This window comes from Geodermatophilus tzadiensis (assembly GCF_003002915.1).
GTDB lineage: Bacteria > Actinomycetota > Actinomycetes > Mycobacteriales > Geodermatophilaceae > Geodermatophilus > Geodermatophilus tzadiensis.
Window position 1 is genome coordinate 127110 of the sequence record NZ_PVTG01000004.1, and the last position, 18232, is coordinate 145341.

Consider the following 18232-nt stretch of genomic DNA (forward strand, 5'->3'; position numbering starts at 1 on the left):
CGAGCAGGATGAGCGGTGAGGGACCGGGAGGCCGACGATGGGCGGACGGCAGGCGACGGCCGGGGAGCCGGGGGTCCTCCGGTGAGCCTCCTGCCGCGGTACGGCACGGCGCGCGCCGCGCTGTCCGGGGCGGCCCGCCTGGCGGTGACCGGCGCCGGCCTGGCCGCCGTGCCGGCGGTCGTCGGGGCGGACCTGCTGGGTGCCACGGTGCGCACGTCGGCGCGGACGTCGGTCCGCACGGTGCGCGCCGCCGCGGACCTCTCCGCCGCGGTCGCCGGCCGCTCGGCCGGTCTCGCCCGGTCCGTCGCCGGACCCGGGGTCAAGGCGGTGGCGCGGCCGGGCGTGCGCGCGGTCGGCCGGCTGGTCACCGGTGCCGACCCGCTGCCCACCGGTCACGTCCGGGAGCTCGCCGACGTCGTCACGGGGATGCTCGAGCCGCCGCAGGCGCGCCGCACCCCGCGGGTGTGGGCCGGGCCGGGAGTGGTGCAGGTCGAGGTCCCCGAGCCCGCGCCGGACGCCCCGCCCGACGCCGGCCGGACGCTGCGCGAGCGGCTCGAGAGCCTCGAGGGCGTGCGGTGGGCGGCGGTCAACGAGGTGGTCGGCCGGGTGCTGGTCGCCGTCGACGAGGGCCGGGTCGGTGTCGACGACGTCGTCGACACCGTCGGCGCGCTGCACGAGGCGGTCGCCGGCGACGCCGGGCTGCCCGAGCGCGAGGACCACCCCGCCGACCTCGAGCCGGTGCTGGCCGCGCTCACCTCGGCCACCGCCGACCTGCTCGCCGTCGGCCTGGCCGCGCTGGGCCGGGTGACACCGGTGCCGCCGCTGTCCCGGCACGTCACCCTCCTCCTGCCGCTGCTCGACGCGCAGGACTGGCTGACCCGCGCGCTCACCCGGCGGATCGGCGGCGTCGGCACCGGGCTGGCCCTCGACGCGCTGTCGGCCGGCCTGCACGCGCTCACCCAGAGCTCCACGGTGCCGGCCCTCAACGCCGTCTCCTCGCTGCAGCAGGCGCTGGAGGCGCGCGCCCGCCGCCAGGTCTGGTGCCGGCGCGAGGAGGAGCTGTGCCGGCCGCACCCGGACGAGGACCCGCCGAAGGCCGTCGACGCCGGACCGCGGCCCGAGCCCCTGCGGCCCGGGGTGCTGGAGCGGTACCGGGCGCGGACGGGCCCGGCCACCACGGCCGCCGCGGTCGCCGTCCTGGCGTTGACCCGGCGGCCCGGGCGCGCGGCCGACCTGGTCAAGGCGCTCAGCCCCAAGGCGGCGCTGCAGGGCCGGGAGTCCTTCGCCGCCACGCTGGACCTGCTGCTGTGCCGCGCCGGCGTCGTCCCGATGGACGGGTCGGTGTACCGCCGCCTGGACCGGGTCGACTGCGTGGTCGTCGACGGGGCGGCGCTGTGCACCGGCCCGTCGGTGGTGCTGGAGGCCACCGCCGAGGCCGACGGGTGGGACGACGCCCGGGTGTGGACGGCGGCCTCGCACCTGCTGGACGACGGCGGCGACGGCGGCACCCGGCTCGGGCCGCCGCGGACGGCACCGGACGGCGGGCAGCAGCGGGCGCTGTACGCCGGGCGCCGCCGGGTCGGGACCGTGCTCGTCGCCCCCGAGCTCGACCCGCACGCCGAGGCGCTGCTCAGCGCGGCGGTCTCGGCCGGGCACCTGCTGGTGCTCACCGCGCACGCCGGCGCCCGCGAGCTGGCCGGCATGGCCGGGCAGGTGGTGACCGACGGCGAGCCGCTGGCCGGCGTCGTCCGCCGGCTGCAGGGCGAGGGGCACGGCGTGCTGCTGGTGTCCGCGCTCGACGCGGCCGCGCTGCTGGCCGCCGACGTCGGCATCGCCCCGGTCGGCCCGGGCCGCACGCCGGCGTGGGGCGCCGACCTGCTCACCGGCCCGGGGCTGGCGCCGGTCTGCCGGCTCGTGGCCGCCACCGCCGACGCCCGCGCGGTCAGCCGCCGGGCCGTGCAGAGCGCGCTGACCGGCAACGTCCTGGGCACCCTGCTGGCCGCCGTCGGCTCGCCCCTCTACGGCCAGCGCAAGGCCACCACCCCGGGCAAGACCGCCACGGTCGCGACCCTGCTCGACGGCGCGTGGACGGCGGTGCGGGTCGCCCGTCGTCCCGACCCCGCACCCTCGGTGCACACGCCGTGGCACGCGCTCGACCCCGACGACGTCGTCCGCCGGCTCGCCGCGCTGCCCGCGGCACCCGAGCCGCGGCGGCGCCGCCCGGTCCGGGGCGCGGCGCTGCTGCGCGGCCCGGCCCGGTTCGCCCGCACCGTGGCCGCGGAGCTCACCGACCCGCTGACCCCCGTCCTCGGCGCCGGCGCCGGTGCGACCGCCGTGCTCGGCGAGAGCGCCGACGCGGTGCTGGTCGGCAGCGTGACGGTGGGCAACGCGCTGCTCGGGGCGCTGCAGCGGGTGCGGGCGGAGACCGCGCTGGAGTCGCTGCTGCTCGAGCAGGACGTGCGGGTGCGCCGCGAGCGCGACGGCGGCGTGGAGGAGGTGCCGGCCGGCGAGCTGCGGGTGGGCGACGTGGTCGTGGTGTCCTCCGGCGACGTGGTGGCCGCCGACGCCCGGCTGCTGGCGGCCGAGGACCTGGAGGTCGACGAGTCGAGCCTGACCGGGGAGTCGCTGGCCGTGGCCAAGTCGGTGGCCGCCACCCCCGGCGCCGACGTCGCCGACCGCCGGTGCGTGCTCTTCGACGGCACCACCGTGGTGGCCGGCAGTGGCCGCGCGGTGGTCGTCGCCGTCGGGTCGGCCACCCAGGCCGGGCGCGCCACCCGCGCCGCCGGCAGCGGGCCGCCGCCAGCCGGGGTGCAGTCGCGGCTGGCCGAGCTGACCCGCTCGGTGCTGCCCCTGACGCTGGCCGGCGGTGCCGCGGTGACCGCGCTGGGCGTGCTGTGGCGGCGGCCGCTGCGCGAGGCGGTCGGCGCCGGGGTGGCCGTGGCGGTCGCCGCGGTGCCGGAGGGGCTGCCGCTGGTGGCCACCGTCGCGCAGCAGGCCGCGGCGCGGCGCCTGTCGGGGCGCGGCGCCGTCGTCCGCAGCGCGCGGGTGCTCGAGGCGCTGGGCCGGGTGGACACCGTCTGCTTCGACAAGACCGGCACGCTGACGGAGAACCGGCTGCAGGTGGTCCGCCTCCTCCCGCTCGACGGCGACGGGGCGGAGGAGGACGCGCTGCTCGGGCTGGCCGCCGCGGCCGTCGGCGCCGGCGACGACGAGGCGCACGAGACCGACCGCGCCGTCGTCACGGCCGCGCGCGACCGCGGGGTGGCCGCGGACGAGGCGCCGGAGGCCAGCGTGCCCTTCGCCACCGGCCGCGGCTTCTCCGCCGCGCTGCGCGGGGGCCGGCTGGTGGTCAAGGGCGCCCCGGAGGTGGTGCTCCGCCGCTGCGCGGAGCCCGGGGACGCCGCGGCGCGGGTGCAGGAGCTGGCGTGCGCGGGGCTGCGGGTGCTCGCCGTCGCCGACCGCGCCGTCGACGGGCGCCCCGACGACCTGGAGGCCGCCGCCGAGGAGCTCACCCTGCGCGGGCTGGTCGGTCTGGCCGACACGGTGCGGCCGTCGTCGGCGGCCGCGGTCGAGCAGCTGCGCGCGGCCGGGGTGCGGGTGCTGGTGGCCACCGGCGACCACCCCGAGACCGCCGCCGCGATCGCCGCCCAGGCCGGCGTACCCGGTGCCGACCGGGTGGTCACCGGCGCCCAGCTGGCCCGCGCGTCGGAGGCCGAGCGGGCCCGGCTGGTGGCCGACGCCGCGGTGTTCGCCCGGCTGTCGCCGGAGCAGAAGGTGCTGCTGGTCGGCGCGCTGCGCAGAGCCGGCGCCACCCTGGCGATGACCGGCGACGGCGTGAACGACGCCGCGGCGATCCGGCTGGCCGACGTGGGCGTGGGGGTGGCCGGCGCGGAGTCGCCCGCGGCGCGCAGCGCGGCCGACCTGGTGGTCACCGACGCCGACCTGACCCGGCTGGTCGACGCCGTCGCCGAGGGCCGGGCACTGTGGTCGCGGGTGCGCGACGCGGTGGCCATCCTCGTCGGGGGCAACGCCGGCGAGGTCGGGTTCACCGTCCTCGGCACCGCGTTCGGCGGGCGGTCACCGCTGGGGACCCGCCAGCTGCTCCTGGTCAACCTGCTCACCGACATGTTCCCCGCGCTCGCGGTCGCGGTGGCCGCGCCGCGCACCGCCGCCCCGTCGTCCGACGGCGGCCCGCTGGCCGGGCACCCGCTGCAGGCGGTGCTGGCGGCCGGCCCGCAGCGGGGCTTCACCGCGTCGGTGCGGGAGCTGGTCGCCGTCCGCGGGGTGGCGACGGCGGCCGGGGCGACCGGCGCGTGGGCCACCGGGCGGCTGGCCGGCCGGCGGCACGCCGGCACGATGGGGCTGGCCGCGCTCATCGCCACCCAGCTCGGGCAGACCGCGTGGTCGGGGCGGCGCAGCCCGCTGGTGCTGGCGACGGCCGCGGGCTCGCTGCTGGCGCTGGCCGCCGTCGTCCAGACGCCGGGGGTCAGCCGGTTCTTCGGCTGCCGGCCGCTGGACCCGCTGTCGTGGCTGCTGGTCCTGGCCTGGGCCGCCGCGGGCACCGCCGGCGCGGAGCTGCTGCGGACGCCGGCCGCGGCTCAGGCGGTGGCGAGGATGCGCTCCAGCGCCGCCTCGAAGTACTCCTCGTACAGCTCGCGGACGACGTCCGCGCGGTCCTCGGCGACGGCCCGGTTGACCCGCCAGACGTAGTCCTCGTGCAACTCGCTCAGCTCTGCCTGCACGGCTCCTCCTCTCGTCGGTCTCCTCCCCATCGTCCTCCCGCCCGGGCCGGTGACGGCGGAGATCGGGGTGCCGACCCGGTCACACCCTCAGCGAGGCGCCTCCTGCGATCCCTTCCCTCCTCTCGCCGTCGACCTGCGGGAACTGTCGTACCCCGGTCGTGGGTTCGTCCCGTGGAGCAGATCGGGGAGGACGCGCCGTCGTGCGACGGCGGTCTGTTCGACCTGCTCGTGACCGAGCCGCCGGAGCTGCGGCGGCTGCCGGTGGCGCTGCTGTCGCGGGAGCAGAAGGCCGTCGAGCTGGAGCAGTCGCCGCGCTGAAGGCCCGGCAGTCCTGGTGCGCGGCGGGGGTCGTGGGCGCCGGATCCGGAGCTGCCCGGGGTCAGCGAGTTCTCCCCCGCCGAGCTGGCGATGGTCCTCGACTGCGGGCGCCGGTCGGCGTCGCTGCTCGCGCAGCGGGCGTGGATCTACCGGGAGTCCCTGCCCGGCACCTGGGCGGCCCTGGCCGACGGTGCCCTGGGGGAGGCCCGGGCGACGGTGCTCGTCGACGTGCTGCAGCACACCGACCCGGCTGTCGCGCGGCAGGTGGAGTCCCGGCTGCTGCCCGGAGCCGCCGGCTGGACGACGCACATGCTGCGCAAGCGGGCCGTGGCCGCGCTGCTCGCTGTCGATGCGGACGCGGTGGATGCCCGGCGCGAGGACGCGGAGCGGCAGGCCGACGTGCGCGTCCACCCCTCCGCTCGGGAGGGGATGTCCACGCTGGCCGCGGACCTGCCGGCGCCGGTGGCGGCGGCCTGTTCCGACCTGGTCGACCAGCTCGCGGTCCTGCTGAGGAAGGACGGCGACGGCCGCCCCATCGGCCAACTGCGCGCTGCCGTCCTGGCTGATCTCATCCAGCGACCCTGGGACGACTCGCGGCCGCCGGTGACGGCGCACCTGCAGCTCATCGCCACGCTCAGCGCCCTGACCGGCCGCAGCGGCGAGGCCGGTGAGGTGAACGGCCTGCCGATCACCGTCGGCCAGCTCCGCGACCTGCTGCGCGCCCTCGACGGGCTGGGTCTGCGGACACCCGTGGGCGGATCGGTGACGCTGGCGCTGACCGACGACGACGGCGCGCTGCGGGCGACGACTTCGCTGGAGCACGTGCGGCGCCTGGCCCGCCGCGGCTGCTCCACGCACCCCGACGCCGAGTGCGAGTGCCGAGTCCTCGACCGACCCACCACGGTCGATGGCTACGCACCCTCCGCTGCGCAGCAGACGTTCATCCACACCCGCGACCGCACCTGCCGGTTCCCCGGCTGCGGCCAACGCGCGGGGTGGGCCGAGGCCGACCACGTGGTCCCGCACGCCTGCGGCGGCGCCACCGACTGCGCCACCGACTGCGCCAACCTGTGCTGCCTGTGCCGCAGCCACCACCGGCTCACGACCTTCGCCCACGGCTGGCGCTTCACCCTGACCGCCGACGGCGTGCTCACCGTGACCACCCCGTCGGGCATCACGCGGACCACCCGACCACCCGGCGTGCGACCGCCACCGGCCGAGGAGGCGCCGCCGGACGACACGGGCCCACCAGCGGAGGACCCGGCCGACCCCGACGGCGACCCGCCGCCATTCTGACGCCCGGCGGCCCGACCCGCGTCAGCGCACGCGCAGCAGGACCTTGCCGGTGGCGCGCCGCTCCTCGAGCTCGGTGACGGCGGCCGCGGCGTCGGCGAGGTCGTGCACCGAGCCGAGCACCGGCTGCAGGCGGCCCTGCTCCAGCAGCGGCAGCAGGTCGGTCCACTGCTCCTGCACGAAGCCGGGCTCGCCCGACCAGAAGGCGCCCCAGCCGACGCCGACCACCGACACGTTGTTCAGCAGCAGCCGGTTGACCTTGACCGTGGGGATCTCCCCGCCGGTGAAGCCGAGCACCAGCAGCCGGCCCTCGCGGGCGAGGCTGCGCAGCGAGTCGGTGAACCGGTCGCCGCCCACCGGGTCGGCCACGACGTCGACCCCGCGGCCGCCGGTGAGCTCCTTGACCCGGTTCCGGAACCCGTCGGCCAGGACGACCTCGTCGGCGCCGGCGGCGCGGGCCACCTCACCCTTGGCCTCGCCGGAGACCACCGCCAGCACCCGCGCGCCGTACGCCTTGGCCAGCTGGATCCCGGCCGTGCCCAGGCCACCGGCGGCGCCGTGCACCAGCACGGTCTCGCCCTCGCGCAGCTGCCCGCGGCGGCGCAGCGCGAAGTGCATCGTCAGGTAGTTCATCGGCAGCGCGGCGCCCTGCTCGAAGGAGACACCGTCGGGCAGCGGGAAGACGAAGCCCGGGTCGGCCGCGGCCACCTCGGCGAAGCCGCCGAAGCCGGGGAAGGCCGCCACCCGCTGGCCGGCGGTGAAACCGCTGCCCTCCGGGGCGCTGCGCACGACCCCGGCCACCTCGCTGCCCGGTACGAACGGCAGCGGCGGCTTGACCTGGTACTGCCCGCGGCTGAGCAGCACCTCGGGGAAGGTCACGCCGGCGACGTGCACGTCGACGACGACCTTGCCCGCGCCGTCGGGCTCGGGCAGGTCGGCGACGGAGATGGCCGAGGGGCCGTCGAGGGTGGCGATCCGGGCGGCGCGCACGCGTCCTCCTGAGGGGTCCGGGAACCGGGACCGCGAGGATGTCAGACGTGCCGCGGCGGCCTCTGGAAGGCTGCCCCCGGACCCCGACACCCGGAGGAAGCCCGTGTTCACCAAGGTCCTGGTCGCCAACCGCGGCGAGATCGCCGTCCGCGCGTTCCGTGCCGCCTACGAGCTCGGCATCGGCACCGTGGCGGTCTTCCCGTGGGAGGACCGCAACTCCGTGCACCGGCTCAAGGCCGACGAGAGCTACCAGATCGGCCAGGAGGGGCACCCGGTGCGGGCCTACCTCTCGGTCGAGGAGGTGGTCGGGGCCGCGCGGCGGGCCGGCGCGGACGCCGTCTACCCCGGCTACGGGTTCCTCTCGGAGAACCCGGAGCTGGCCGAGTCGTGCGCGAACGCCGGCATCACCTTCGTCGGCCCGCCGGCCTCGGTGCTGGAGCTGACCGGCAACAAGGCCCGCGCCATCGCCGCCGCCCGGGAGGCGGGGCTGCCGGTGCTGGCCTCCACCGAGCCCGGCGACGACGTCGACGCGCTGGTGGCCGCGGCGGAGGCGCTGCCGTTCCCGGTGTTCGTCAAGGCCGTCGCCGGCGGCGGCGGGCGCGGCATGCGCCGGGTGGAGGACCCCGCGGAGCTGCCCGCGGCGGTGCAGGCGGCGATGCGCGAGGCGGAGTCGGCGTTCGGCGACCCGACGGTGTTCCTCGAGCAGGCCGTGGTCGACCCGCGGCACATCGAGGTGCAGGTCCTCGCCGACGCCCACGGCGACGTCGTGCACCTCTTCGAGCGGGACTGCTCGGTGCAGCGGCGGCACCAGAAGGTGGTCGAGCTGGCCCCGGCGCCGAACCTCGACCCGCAGCTGCGGGAGCGGATCTGCGCCGACGCGGTCGCCTTCGCCCGCGCCATCGGCTACGTCAACGCCGGCACGGTGGAGTTCCTGCTCGACCGCGAGGGCCGGCACGTGTTCATCGAGATGAACCCCCGCATCCAGGTGGAGCACACGGTCACCGAGGAGGTGACCGACGTCGACCTGGTCCAGAGCCAGCTGCGGATCGCGGCGGGGGAGAGCCTGGCCGACCTCGGCCTGTCGCAGGACACCATCCGGCTGCGCGGGGCGGCGCTGCAGTGCCGGATCACCACCGAGGACCCGGCCAACGGCTTCCGCCCCGACACCGGCCGGATCACCACCTACCGCTCGCCGGGCGGCGCGGGCATCCGGCTGGACGGCGGCTCGTCGCTGGGCGCGGAGGTGGGCGCGCACTTCGACTCGATGCTGGTCAAGCTGACCTGCCGCGGGCGGGACTTCGGCACGGCCGTGGCCCGGGCGCGGCGGGCGGTGGCCGAGTTCCGCATCCGCGGCGTGGCCACCAACATCCCGTTCCTGCAGGCGCTGCTCGACGACCCCGACTTCGCCGAGGGCCGGGTGACGACGTCGTTCATCGAGCAGCGGCCTGAGCTGCTCACCGCGCGCAGCTCCGCCGACCGCGGCACCCGGCTGCTCACCTACCTCGCCGACGTCACGGTGAACAAGCCGCACGGGGAGCGCCCGCACCTGGTCGACCCGGTGCAGAAGCTGCCGCGGGTGGACCTGCGCACCGCGCCGCCGGACGGCTCCCGGCAGCGGCTGCTGGAGCTGGGGCCGGAGGCGTTCGCCGCCGACCTGCGGGGGCGCACGGAGCTGGCGGTCACCGACACCACCTTCCGCGACGCGCACCAGTCGCTGCTGGCCACCCGGGTGCGCACCAAGGACCTGCTCGCCGTCGCCGGGCACGTCGCCCGCACGGTCCCGCAGTTGTTCAGCCTGGAGTGCTGGGGCGGCGCGACCTACGACGTGGCGCTGCGGTTCCTGCACGAGGACCCGTGGGACCGCCTGGCCGCGCTGCGCGAGGCGGTGCCCAACGTCTGCCTGCAGATGCTGCTGCGCGGCCGCAACACCGTCGGCTACACCGCCTACCCCGAGGCGGTCACCGACGCCTTCGTCCGCGAGGCCGCGGCCACCGGCATCGACGTCTTCCGGGTGTTCGACGCGCTCAACGACGTCGCCCAGATGCGCCCGGCCATCACCGCCGTCCGCGAGACCGGGACGGCGGTGGCCGAGGTGGCGCTGTGCTACACCGGCGACCTGTCCGACCCCGGCGAGACGCTGTACACGCTGGACTACTACCTGCGGCTGGCCGAGCAGATCGTCGACGCCGGTGCCCACGTGCTGGCGATCAAGGACATGGCGGGCCTGCTCCGCCCACCGGCCGCCGCCACCCTGGTGACGGCGCTGCGCGAGCGGTTCGACCTGCCCGTGCACCTGCACACCCACGACACCGCCGGCGGGCAGCTGGCCACCCTGCTCGCCGCCTGGCAGGCCGGCGTCGACGCGGTCGACGGCGCGGTCGCCTCCATGGCCGGGACGACGAGCCAGCCACCGCTGTCGGCGATCGTCGCGGCCACCGACACCACCGAGCGGGCCACCGGGCTCTCGCTCGCCGCGGTCAACGACCTCGAGCCCTACTGGGAGGCCGTGCGGCGGGTGTACGCGCCGTTCGAGTCCGGGCTCGCCGCCCCGACCGGCCGGGTCTACCGGCACGAGATCCCCGGCGGGCAGCTGTCCAACCTGCGCCAGCAGGCGATCGCGCTGGGCCTGGGCCAGCGGTTCGAGGAGGTCGAGGACGCCTACGCCGCCGCCGACCGGCTCCTCGGCCGGCTGGTCAAGGTCACCCCGTCGTCGAAGGTGGTCGGCGACCTGGCGCTGCAGCTGGTCGGCTCCGGCGTCTCGGTGGACGACTTCGCCTCCGACCCCGGGAAGTACGACCTGCCCGACTCGGTCATCGGGTTCCTGCGCGGCGAGCTCGGCGACCCGCCCGGCGGCTGGCCCGAGCCCTTCCGCACCCGCGCGCTGGAGGGCCGCCGTCCCGCCGAGCCGCCGGCCGACCTCTCCGCCGACGACGAGCGCGGCCTGGCCGAGGACCCGCGGGCGACGCTCAACCGGCTGCTGTTCCCCGGCCCGACGCGGGAGCACCGGGCGCACGAGGAGTCCTACGGCGACGTGTCGGTGCTGCCGACCAAGGAGTTCCTGTACGGACTGCGGCCCGGCGACGAGCACGCCGTCGACCTCGAGCCCGGCGTCACCCTGCTGATGGGCGTCGAGGCCGTCTCCGACCCCGACGAGCGCGGCATGCGCACCGTGATGTGCACGCTCAACGGGCAGCTGCGGCCGGTCAGCGTGCGCGACCGGTCGGTGGACGCGCAGGTGAAGGCCGCGGAGAAGGCCGACCGCTCGGTGCCCGGCCAGGTGGCCGCGCCGTTCGCCGGGGTGGTCACGCTGTCGGTGGCCGAGGGTGACCGCGTCGAGGCGGGGCAGCCGCTGGCCACCATCGAGGCGATGAAGATGGAGGCGGCGATCACCGCCCCGGTCGCCGGGACCGTCGAGCGGCTGGCCATCGGCCGGGTGCAGCAGGTGGAGGGCGGTGACCTGCTCGTCGTGCTGGGCTGAGCGCCGTCCCGGCGCGGCCGGTCGCCGGTCGGCGACCGTCGGTCACCGGAGGCCCCGGTGTGTCCGGTCGGCAGCGGACCGGGTGGTTCAGCCAGGTCGGGGCCGGGCAATGTCGTGGGGCACAACCGTCCCGCTGGGGCGGGTGGGCCGACCGCCACGGCGGACCGTGGACACCCGCGCGATCCGTGACGGTGCCCTCCGGTGGAGGGCCGACGGGGCGGGGGACTCCTCCGCGGCACCAGCACGGGACGGAGCCGAGTGTGACGACGGTCGAGAGGGGCCGGCAGATCCTGGGCGGCCGCTACGAGCTGCAGGAGCTCATCGCCACCGGGGGCATGGGGCAGGTCTGGCGCGGCCGGGACGGACTGCTCGGCCGGACGGTCGCGGTGAAGGTGCTGCGCAGCGAGTACGCCGACGACGCGACGTTCCTCGCCCGCTTCCGCGCCGAGGCCCGGCACGCCGCCGCCCTGAGCCACCCGAACATCGCCGCGGTCCTCGACTACGGGGAGACGCAGGCCGCCGACACCGGCGAGAACGTCGCGTACCTGGTGATGGAGCTCGTCGAGGGAGCGCCGCTGTCGGCGCTGCTCAGCGAGGAGGGTCCGCTGCCCCCGGACGCCGCGCTGTCGGTGCTCTCCCAGGCCGCCGCCGGGCTGGCCGAGGCGCACCGTGCCGGCCTGGTGCACCGCGACGTCAAGCCCGGCAACATCCTGGTCCGCCCCGACGGCGGCGTGAAGCTCACCGACTTCGGCATCGCCTGGTCGGCCGAGAGCGTGCCGCTCACCCGGACCGGGCAGGTCATCGGCACCGCGCAGTACATGTCGCCCGAGCAGGCCGAGGGCCGGCGGGTCAGCCCGGCCAGCGACGTCTACGCGCTGGGCCTGGTCGGCTACGAGTCGCTGACCGGCCACCCCGCCTTCGAGGGCACCAACCCGGTGACCGTCGCGCTCAAGCAGGTGCGCGAGGACCCCGAGCCGCTGCCGGCCGACGTCCCGCCGGGCGTGCGGCACCTCATCGACGCGGCGCTCACCAAGGACCCGCGCGAGCGGCTGCCCGACGGCGACGCCTTCCTGCACGCCATCGAGGAGACCGTCACCGGGTCGCCGTCCGCCGCGCCGTCGACCCCGCCGGTCCCGTCCGCCGCGGGCGACGACCGGGGCGCCCGCCGGCGGCTGCTGGTGGCCCTGGCGGTGCTGGCCGTCGTGCTGCTCGGCGGCGGCGCGGTCGCGCTGGCCGGCGGGCTGGGGAACGGCGACGGCGCGGTCGCCGCGGCGGCGGCTCCGTCGTCCGCGCGGGGGGCACCGACCGAGGACACGGTGGTGCTGGACGCGGCCGCGTACGTCGGCCGCCCGGTCGAGGAGGTCGCCGCCGACCTCGCCGACCTCGGACTGACCGTGGGCCAGACCGCGCAGGTCACCGCCGACGCCGACCCCGGCACCGTGACCGCCCTGGACCCGGCCGGCCGGGCGCTGGGGACCGGTGACCGGGTGGAGGTCACCGTCGCCGCGTCGCCGCCCGCTCCCGCGCCCGAGGAGCAGCCTGCGCCGGCCGAGGACGCGCCGGCACCCGCGCCGGAGCCGTCGGCTGAGGCACCGCCGGCGGACACCGCGCCCGCGGCACCGCTCTCCGAGACCGCACCGACGGAGACCGCGCCCACGGAGACCGCGCCCACGGAGGCGGCGACGACCGGGACCGCGCCGACGGACGCGGCGACCACGGAGTCGACACCCACGGACACGACGCCCACGGACGCGACGCCCACGGACACGACGCCCACGGACACGACGCCCACGGACGCGGCCCCGACCGGGTCGACGCCCACGGGGAGCGCCCCGACGGACACGGCACCGACCGGCACGGCACCGACCGACACCGTGCCGAGTGACACAGCGCCGGACGGCGGACCGACCCCCGGCACCAGCGGCGGCACCCCGGAGGACGACGGGCGCCGGTCCCCGTGGGAGCCGGCGACCGCCGCCGGCTGACGGGTCCCGGCAGGCGTCAGCCGGCGTCGACCGCCAGGAACGGCGCCGGGTCGGCGGGCACCTCGCCGGTGCGGGCGAAGTCCGCCCACACCCGGCGCACTACCCGGCCGGCCGCCTCGACGTCGGCCCAGGGGGTGCCGGCGAGCAGCGCGGACCCCTCCCAGGTGGGCCGGTGCGGGAAGAGCAGCGGCAGGTCGGTGGCGTGCGCGCCGGTGGTCGGCGCGCCGGGCGGGCCGAAGGACAGCGTGTAGCGGGAGGCGCGGCCCCCGGCCCGGCGGTGCCGGCGGGCGAACCGGTCGGCGTCGCGGCCGTAGATGCGCCACGTCAGCACGCGGACGGCCGCCTCCACCAGCGCCCGGCCTACCACCGGGACGCGGGCCAGCCGCCCGGCGGCCGGCACCAGCGGCACGAAGAAGGCGACCTCCCGGCTGGTGGTGCCCACCAGCAGGTCGACCTCGGGCGCTGCCTCCGCCCACGCCGCCGCGAGGGCGTCCTCGGCGGGCAGCGGTGCGAACCCGTACTGGGTGCCGAAGGGCATGGCGGCGGCCAGGCCGTGCCGCCGCCGCACCCGCGCGGCCACCCGCGCCTGGTGGGCGACCACCTCCTCGACCGGGACACCCGGACCGACCCGGCGGGCCTCGGCGGCCATCGCCGCGCTCATCCGGGCCCGGCCGCGGGACAGCCCCAACGGGGCGCTCTGCACGACCGCGCGGCGGAACAGCCCCCGGGCGCCCTCGGCCACCATCAGGTGGGCCACGGCGTCGCCGCCGGCGGACTCGCCGAACAGCGTCACGGCACCCGGGTCGCCGCCGAAGCCGGCGACGTTGCGCCGCACCCAGCGCAGCGCCTCCAGCAGGTCCAGCAGGCCGAGGTTGGCCGGCCGGTCGCCGTCCGCGCCGAGGAAGCCGAGCAGCCCCAGCCGGTAGGTGACGGTGACGACGACGACCCGCTGCTCGCGCACCAGCGCCGCCGGATCGGTCATCGGCGCGTCACCGGCGCCGTTGACGTACGAGCCGCCGTGCACCCAGACGAGGACCGGCAGGCCGGCGTCGGGGCCGGCGTCCTCCGGCACGGTCACCGACAGCCGCAGGCAGTCCTCGTCGACGACGAGCTCGCCCATCGGCTCGACGAACAGCTGCTCGAGCTCGGGCGCCTCCGGCTGCGGGCAGGCCGGCGCCCACGCGGTCGCCTCGACCGCCCCCGTCGCGGGCGGCTCGGCACACGGGGCGGGCGAACCGCGCGGCCCGCGCGTAGCGGATGCCGGTGGCCCGCAGCACGCCGTCGGCGCGCCGGCCGGTGAACGTCCCGGCGGGGCAGGCGAAGCGCGGTGCGGTGGCCGTCCCGGTCACGCCGCGGGGGTCGCCGTCGGCGTGCCCGTGCCGAGGCCGGCGGCGAGGGCGTCGAACACGCGCTGCTGGAAGGCCCGCATGGCCGGCGCGCTGGTGTGCAGCTCCACCTCGGCGGCGTGGTACATCGCCGGCTCGACGTGCAGCCGCACCGGGACGCCGGCCGACTGCAGGCGGCGGGCGTAGGCGACGTCCTCGTCGTGGAACAGGTCGAGGTCGCCGACGCCGATCCAGGCCGGCGGCAGCCCGGAGAGGTCCAGTCGGCGGGCCGGGACGGCGTACGGGCGGGGCTCGTCGGCGCGGGGCGGGTGCCCGAGGTAGGCGGTCCAGGCCCAGGCGTTCGACCGCGGCGTCCACACCAGCCGGCCGCGCCGGCCGGGGGAGCCGCGCAGCACCGTGCGGTCGTCGAGCATCGGGTAGACGAGCAGCTGGAAGGCGACCGGGACCCCCTCGTCGTGCGCCCGCTGCGCCAGCGCGGCCGCCAGCCCGCCGCCCGCGCTGGCCCCGCCCACCGCGACGCGAGCGGGGTCCACCCCCAGCCCGGCGGCGCTGGCGTGCAGGTGGCGCAGCGCCGCGGCGAGGTCGTCGAGCGCGGCCGGGAAGGGGTGCTCGGGCGCCAGCCGGTAGCGGGCGCTGACGACCACGACCCCGAGGTCGCGGGCCATCCGGCTGCACAGGTCGGCGTCGCCCTCGGGCCGGCCGATGACCGTGCCGCCGCCGTGCACCCACAGCAGCGCGCCGCCGGTGGGCGCGGCCGGCCGGTGGACCAGCACGTCCTGTCCGCCGGGGACGTCCTGCCGCGACACCTCGACGCCCTCGACCGGCTCGGTGGGGCCCAGGAACAGCCGCCGGGCCACCTGCAGCTCGAGCCGGGAGCCGATGCCCAGCGGCAGCCACAGGTCGCGGGTCCGCAGCCCGGGCGGGACGGCGCGCACCGTGCGGGCGCGGCGGACGACGGCGGTGGTCAGCGCGGCGAGCGCGGCCACGGTGGCCGGCCGGCGCGGGGTGCGGGTGCTCACCGCAGGGACCGTAGCGGCGGCGCGGACCGGGCCGGTCAGCTGCCCGCGGTCCGCCGTCCCGGCAGAGAACGCCCGAGCAGCAGCGTGCCCAGCCCGGCCAGCACGACGGCGACCAGGGCCACCCGCAGGCTGGTCGCGTCGGCCACCGCGCCGATCAGCGGCGGGGAGACCAGGAAGCCGATCCGCAGCAGCCAGTTGATCACCGTCAGTCCCGTCCCGTGCCGCAGCCCGGGCAACTCGTCGGCGGCCTGGTAGACGGCCGGGACCAGCGTGGCCACGCCCAGGCCGGCCAGCGCGAAGCCGGCCAGCGTGGTGGGCACCGAGGGCAGCGCCAGGGCCAGGCCCGTCCCGGCGGCGGTGAGCGCGCCGCCGGCGCGGGCCACCCGGCGCTGGCCGAACCGGTCGACGACGCGGTCGCCGGTCAGCCGTCCGACGGTCATCGCGACCGACAGGGCGACGAAGCCCAGGCCCGCGACGGCCGCGCCGGCGCCGAGCTCGGTGCGCAGGTACAGCGCGCTCCACGAGGACCCCGCGTCCTCGACGACGGCGCCGCAGGTGGCCAGCACGCCGAGCACGGCGAGCGCCGGGACGGCGGCCCGCCGGCGCGGCCGCTCCGGCGGGAGGCCGGCGGCCGGGACGCCGTCCACGGTCTCGGGCTCGTCGCGGCCGGGCAGCACGGCCCGCGACACGACCAGCGCCACCGCACCGAACAGGAGCGCCGAGGCGCCCAGGTGCGCCACCAGCGGCACGCCCAGCCCGGCCGCGGCCGAGCCCAGCAGCCCGCCGGCCACCGCGCCGATGCTCCAGACGCCGTGGAAGGCGTTGAGGATCGAGCGCTGGTAGAGCCGCTGCACGCGCAGGCCGTGGGCGTTCTGCGCGACGTCGACCACCGCGTCGAGCGCGCCGACCACCAGCAGCGCGGCCGCCAGGCCCAGCCAGTGGGGCGCCACCGACACCGTCCACACCGTGGCGCCCAGCAGCACCAGGCCGACCGAGGCGACCCGGCCGGAGCCGAACCGGCGGATCAGCGCCGCCGACGACAGCCCGGCCAGCAGCGCGCCCAGCGGCAGGGCCGCGAGCGCCGCGCCCAGGGCGGTGCTGCTCAGGCCGAGATGGGCCTTGACCTCCGGCAGCCGGGGCACCAGGCCGGCGTAGAAGACGGCGTTGAGGAAGAAGCAGGTGGCGACGGCGGCGCGGGCGCGGCGCAGGCGGGCGTCGACGGCCGGGGGAGCGAGGGACACGGTGGGTTCCTGGGGACGGCGGCTCAGCCGGCGAGGCGGGTGAGCGCGGAGCGGATCTGGTCGGGGGTCATCGGGTCGGTGGACAGCGCGCTGTGCAGCACCAGCCCCTCGACGAGGGCGTCGAGCTCGCGGGCGGTGACCGGGTCGAGGTGGCGCTCGAGGCTGCGGCGGCTGCGCGCCATCCAGTCCTGGGTGACCGCGCGCAGCGCCGGGTCGCGGGCCGCGGCGACGTAGAGCTCGACGGCGAGCACCAGGTCGCGCGGGGAGCCCAGCAGGTCGCCGGTCAGGTGCTCGACGAGCACCTCGAGCGCCGCCGCCCGGTCGGGTGCGGCGCGCATGCGCTCGTCGAACCGCTCGGCGACGGTGTCGACGTGCCGGGTGAAGGCCGCGGCGAGCAGCTCGGTGAGCGAGGCGAAGTGGTAGGTCAGCGAGCCCAGGGGCACGTCGGCCGCCCGCGCGATGGCCCGGTGGGTGGCGGCGGTGACGCCCTGCTCGGCGATGACGTCGAGCGCGGTGTCCACCAGCCGGTCGCGCCGACCCGGGTCGTGCCGGCGCGCCCGCCGGGCCGGGGCGCTCACCGCGCGGCCGGGTCCAGGGTGCGCACGACGCGGGCCGGGTTGCCCACCGCCACCACGTCCGCCGGCAGGTCCCGGGTGACCACCGCCCCGGCACCGACGACGGTGTTCTCGCCGATGGTCACCCCGGGCAGCACGATGGCACCGCCGCCGAGCCACACGTTGTCGCCGATGGTGATCGGCTCGGCCGCCTCCCACTTGGCGCGCCGCGGCTCGGGCTCGACCGGGTGGGTGGGGGTGAGCAGCTGGACGTTCGGCCCGATCTGCACGTCGTCGCCGATGGTGATCGGCGCGACGTCGAGGGCGACCAGGCCGACGTTGGCGAAGCAGCGGGCGCCGACGCGGAGGGAGCTGCCGTAGTCGACGTACAGCGGCGGGCGGATCTCGGTGCCCTCGCCGACCGCGCCCAGCAGCTCCTCGAGCAGCCGGCGGCGCAGCGGGCCCTGGCGGACCGTCGTCGCGTTGTACGCGTCCACCAGGTCCAGCGCCCGGGCGCTCGCCTCACCGAGCTCGGGGTCGTCGGCGACGTAGAGGTCACCGGCGAGCATCCGCTCGCGCATCGTCCGGGAGTCGGCGGGGTCGGGCGCAGTCATAGGAACGACCGTACACAACGACGCGGCCGGTCACGCGGGAGGACACGGCGGAGGCGGGCGGCGCTAGGGTCGGAGGCCATGGTCACCAGGTCGCCGGGCAACCGGTCCGGGCGGAGCGTGCAGGACCTCCAGCTCCCCGGGCGGGCGGTGGCGGCGCTGGCGCGCGCGGGCGTGACCGACGTCGCCGACCTCGCGGCGCTCACCCGCCGCGAGCTCGCCGCGATCCCGGGGCTCGGCCCCAGCACGATCGCCGCCATCCGCGCCGTCGTCCCCGAGCCGCCCGCGCGCCTGCCCCGCGCCGGGGCCCCGCCGGAGCCCGAGGACGCGGGGCCGGCCGCGCCGGCGATCCCGTCGTTCGAGTCGCTGCGCTCCCCGCAGCGGCGGACGGCGCTCGACCTGCTGGTGCCCGCGACCGAGGGCGACCCGCCGCCGCCCGGCGACCCCGGCCCCGCGCCCGCGCCCGTGCCCGAGGCCGGCCGGTCCGGCGCCGGCGAGCCGCCCGAGGCGGCGCCCCGGCCCGCCGAGTGGGCCGACCTCTGGCGGTTCGGCCTGCGCGTGGCCCGCTGGTGGGTGCAGCAGCCGGTCCGCACGGTGCGCCGCCTCCTCGGCTGAGGCGCCCGCACCCGCCCGCACCGAGCGACGGAGGCCCGAC

The 18232-nt window shown here is 77.9% G+C and carries 11 protein-coding genes and 1 pseudogene; 6 read left to right on the plus strand and 6 right to left on the minus strand.

Translation table 11 applies throughout. From position 1 onward, the window contains the following. Window positions 1-81: 81 nt before the first annotated feature. From LY71_RS07535 to LY71_RS07540, 3 genes are all read left to right on the plus strand, one after another. The gene (locus LY71_RS07535; RefSeq protein ID WP_106276346.1) at window positions 82-4710 is read left to right on the plus strand and encodes an HAD-IC family P-type ATPase; all 4629 of its coding nucleotides are present in this window, start codon (window positions 82-84) and stop codon (window positions 4708-4710) included. A 203-nt stretch (window positions 4711-4913) separates the two neighbouring features. Continuing rightward, window positions 4914-5060: a hypothetical protein gene (locus tag LY71_RS23695; protein ID WP_211297198.1), complete on the plus strand. Its 147-nt coding sequence runs from the start codon at window positions 4914-4916 to the stop codon at window positions 5058-5060. Window positions 5061-5144: 84 nt separating this feature from the next. Beyond that, window positions 5145-6356 carry an HNH endonuclease signature motif containing protein gene (locus LY71_RS07540; RefSeq protein ID WP_425433023.1) on the plus strand — a complete coding sequence of 404 codons (1212 nt, stop codon included), beginning with the start codon at window positions 5145-5147 and terminating at the stop codon, window positions 6354-6356. 21 nt (window positions 6357-6377) lie between these two features. Here LY71_RS07540 and LY71_RS07545 read toward each other — a convergent pair whose 3' ends face one another. After that, the gene (locus tag LY71_RS07545) at window positions 6378-7343 is read right to left on the minus strand and encodes an NADPH:quinone oxidoreductase family protein (RefSeq protein ID WP_106276347.1); all 966 of its coding nucleotides are present in this window, start codon (window positions 7341-7343) and stop codon (window positions 6378-6380) included. Window positions 7344-7446: 103 nt separating this feature from the next. On the opposite strand from LY71_RS07545, the gene LY71_RS07550 reads away from it, so the two are divergent. Both LY71_RS07550 and LY71_RS24425 read left to right on the plus strand, forming a co-directional pair. Next, window positions 7447-10821: a pyruvate carboxylase gene (locus LY71_RS07550; protein WP_106276348.1), complete on the plus strand. Its 3375-nt coding sequence runs from the start codon at window positions 7447-7449 to the stop codon at window positions 10819-10821. A 260-nt stretch (window positions 10822-11081) separates the two neighbouring features. Beyond that, complete coding sequence (locus LY71_RS24425) at window positions 11082-12806, plus strand: serine/threonine-protein kinase (RefSeq protein ID WP_281261593.1); 1725 nt, start codon at window positions 11082-11084, stop codon at window positions 12804-12806. Between the two features lie 16 nt (window positions 12807-12822). Here the strand turns inward: LY71_RS24425 and LY71_RS07560 are convergent. From LY71_RS07560 to LY71_RS07580, 5 genes and pseudogenes are all read right to left on the minus strand, one after another. Continuing rightward, window positions 12823-14019: pseudogene (locus LY71_RS07560) on the minus strand (carboxylesterase family protein); the annotation flags it as partial. A 132-nt stretch (window positions 14020-14151) separates the two neighbouring features. Then, complete coding sequence (locus LY71_RS07565; RefSeq protein WP_211297199.1) at window positions 14152-15171, minus strand: alpha/beta hydrolase; 1020 nt, start codon at window positions 15169-15171, stop codon at window positions 14152-14154. Window positions 15172-15206: 35 nt separating this feature from the next. Next, complete coding sequence (locus LY71_RS07570) at window positions 15207-16412, minus strand: MFS transporter (RefSeq protein ID WP_106276349.1); 1206 nt, start codon at window positions 16410-16412, stop codon at window positions 15207-15209. 23 nt (window positions 16413-16435) lie between these two features. Continuing rightward, entirely contained in the window at window positions 16436-16990 is a 555-nt protein-coding gene (locus LY71_RS07575; RefSeq protein ID WP_106276350.1) for a TetR/AcrR family transcriptional regulator, read from the minus strand. Then, on the minus strand, window positions 16987-17580 hold the full coding sequence (locus LY71_RS07580) for a sugar O-acetyltransferase (RefSeq protein ID WP_106276351.1): 594 nt from the start codon (window positions 17578-17580) through the stop codon (window positions 16987-16989). The genes LY71_RS07575 and LY71_RS07580 overlap by 4 nt, the downstream gene beginning before the upstream one ends. Before the next feature lie 78 nt (window positions 17581-17658). Here LY71_RS07580 and LY71_RS07585 point away from each other — a divergent pair, with 78 nt between their 5' ends. Then, window positions 17659-18192: a helix-hairpin-helix domain-containing protein gene (locus LY71_RS07585; protein WP_106276352.1), complete on the plus strand. Its 534-nt coding sequence runs from the start codon at window positions 17659-17661 to the stop codon at window positions 18190-18192. Window positions 18193-18232: the final 40 nt, after the last annotated feature.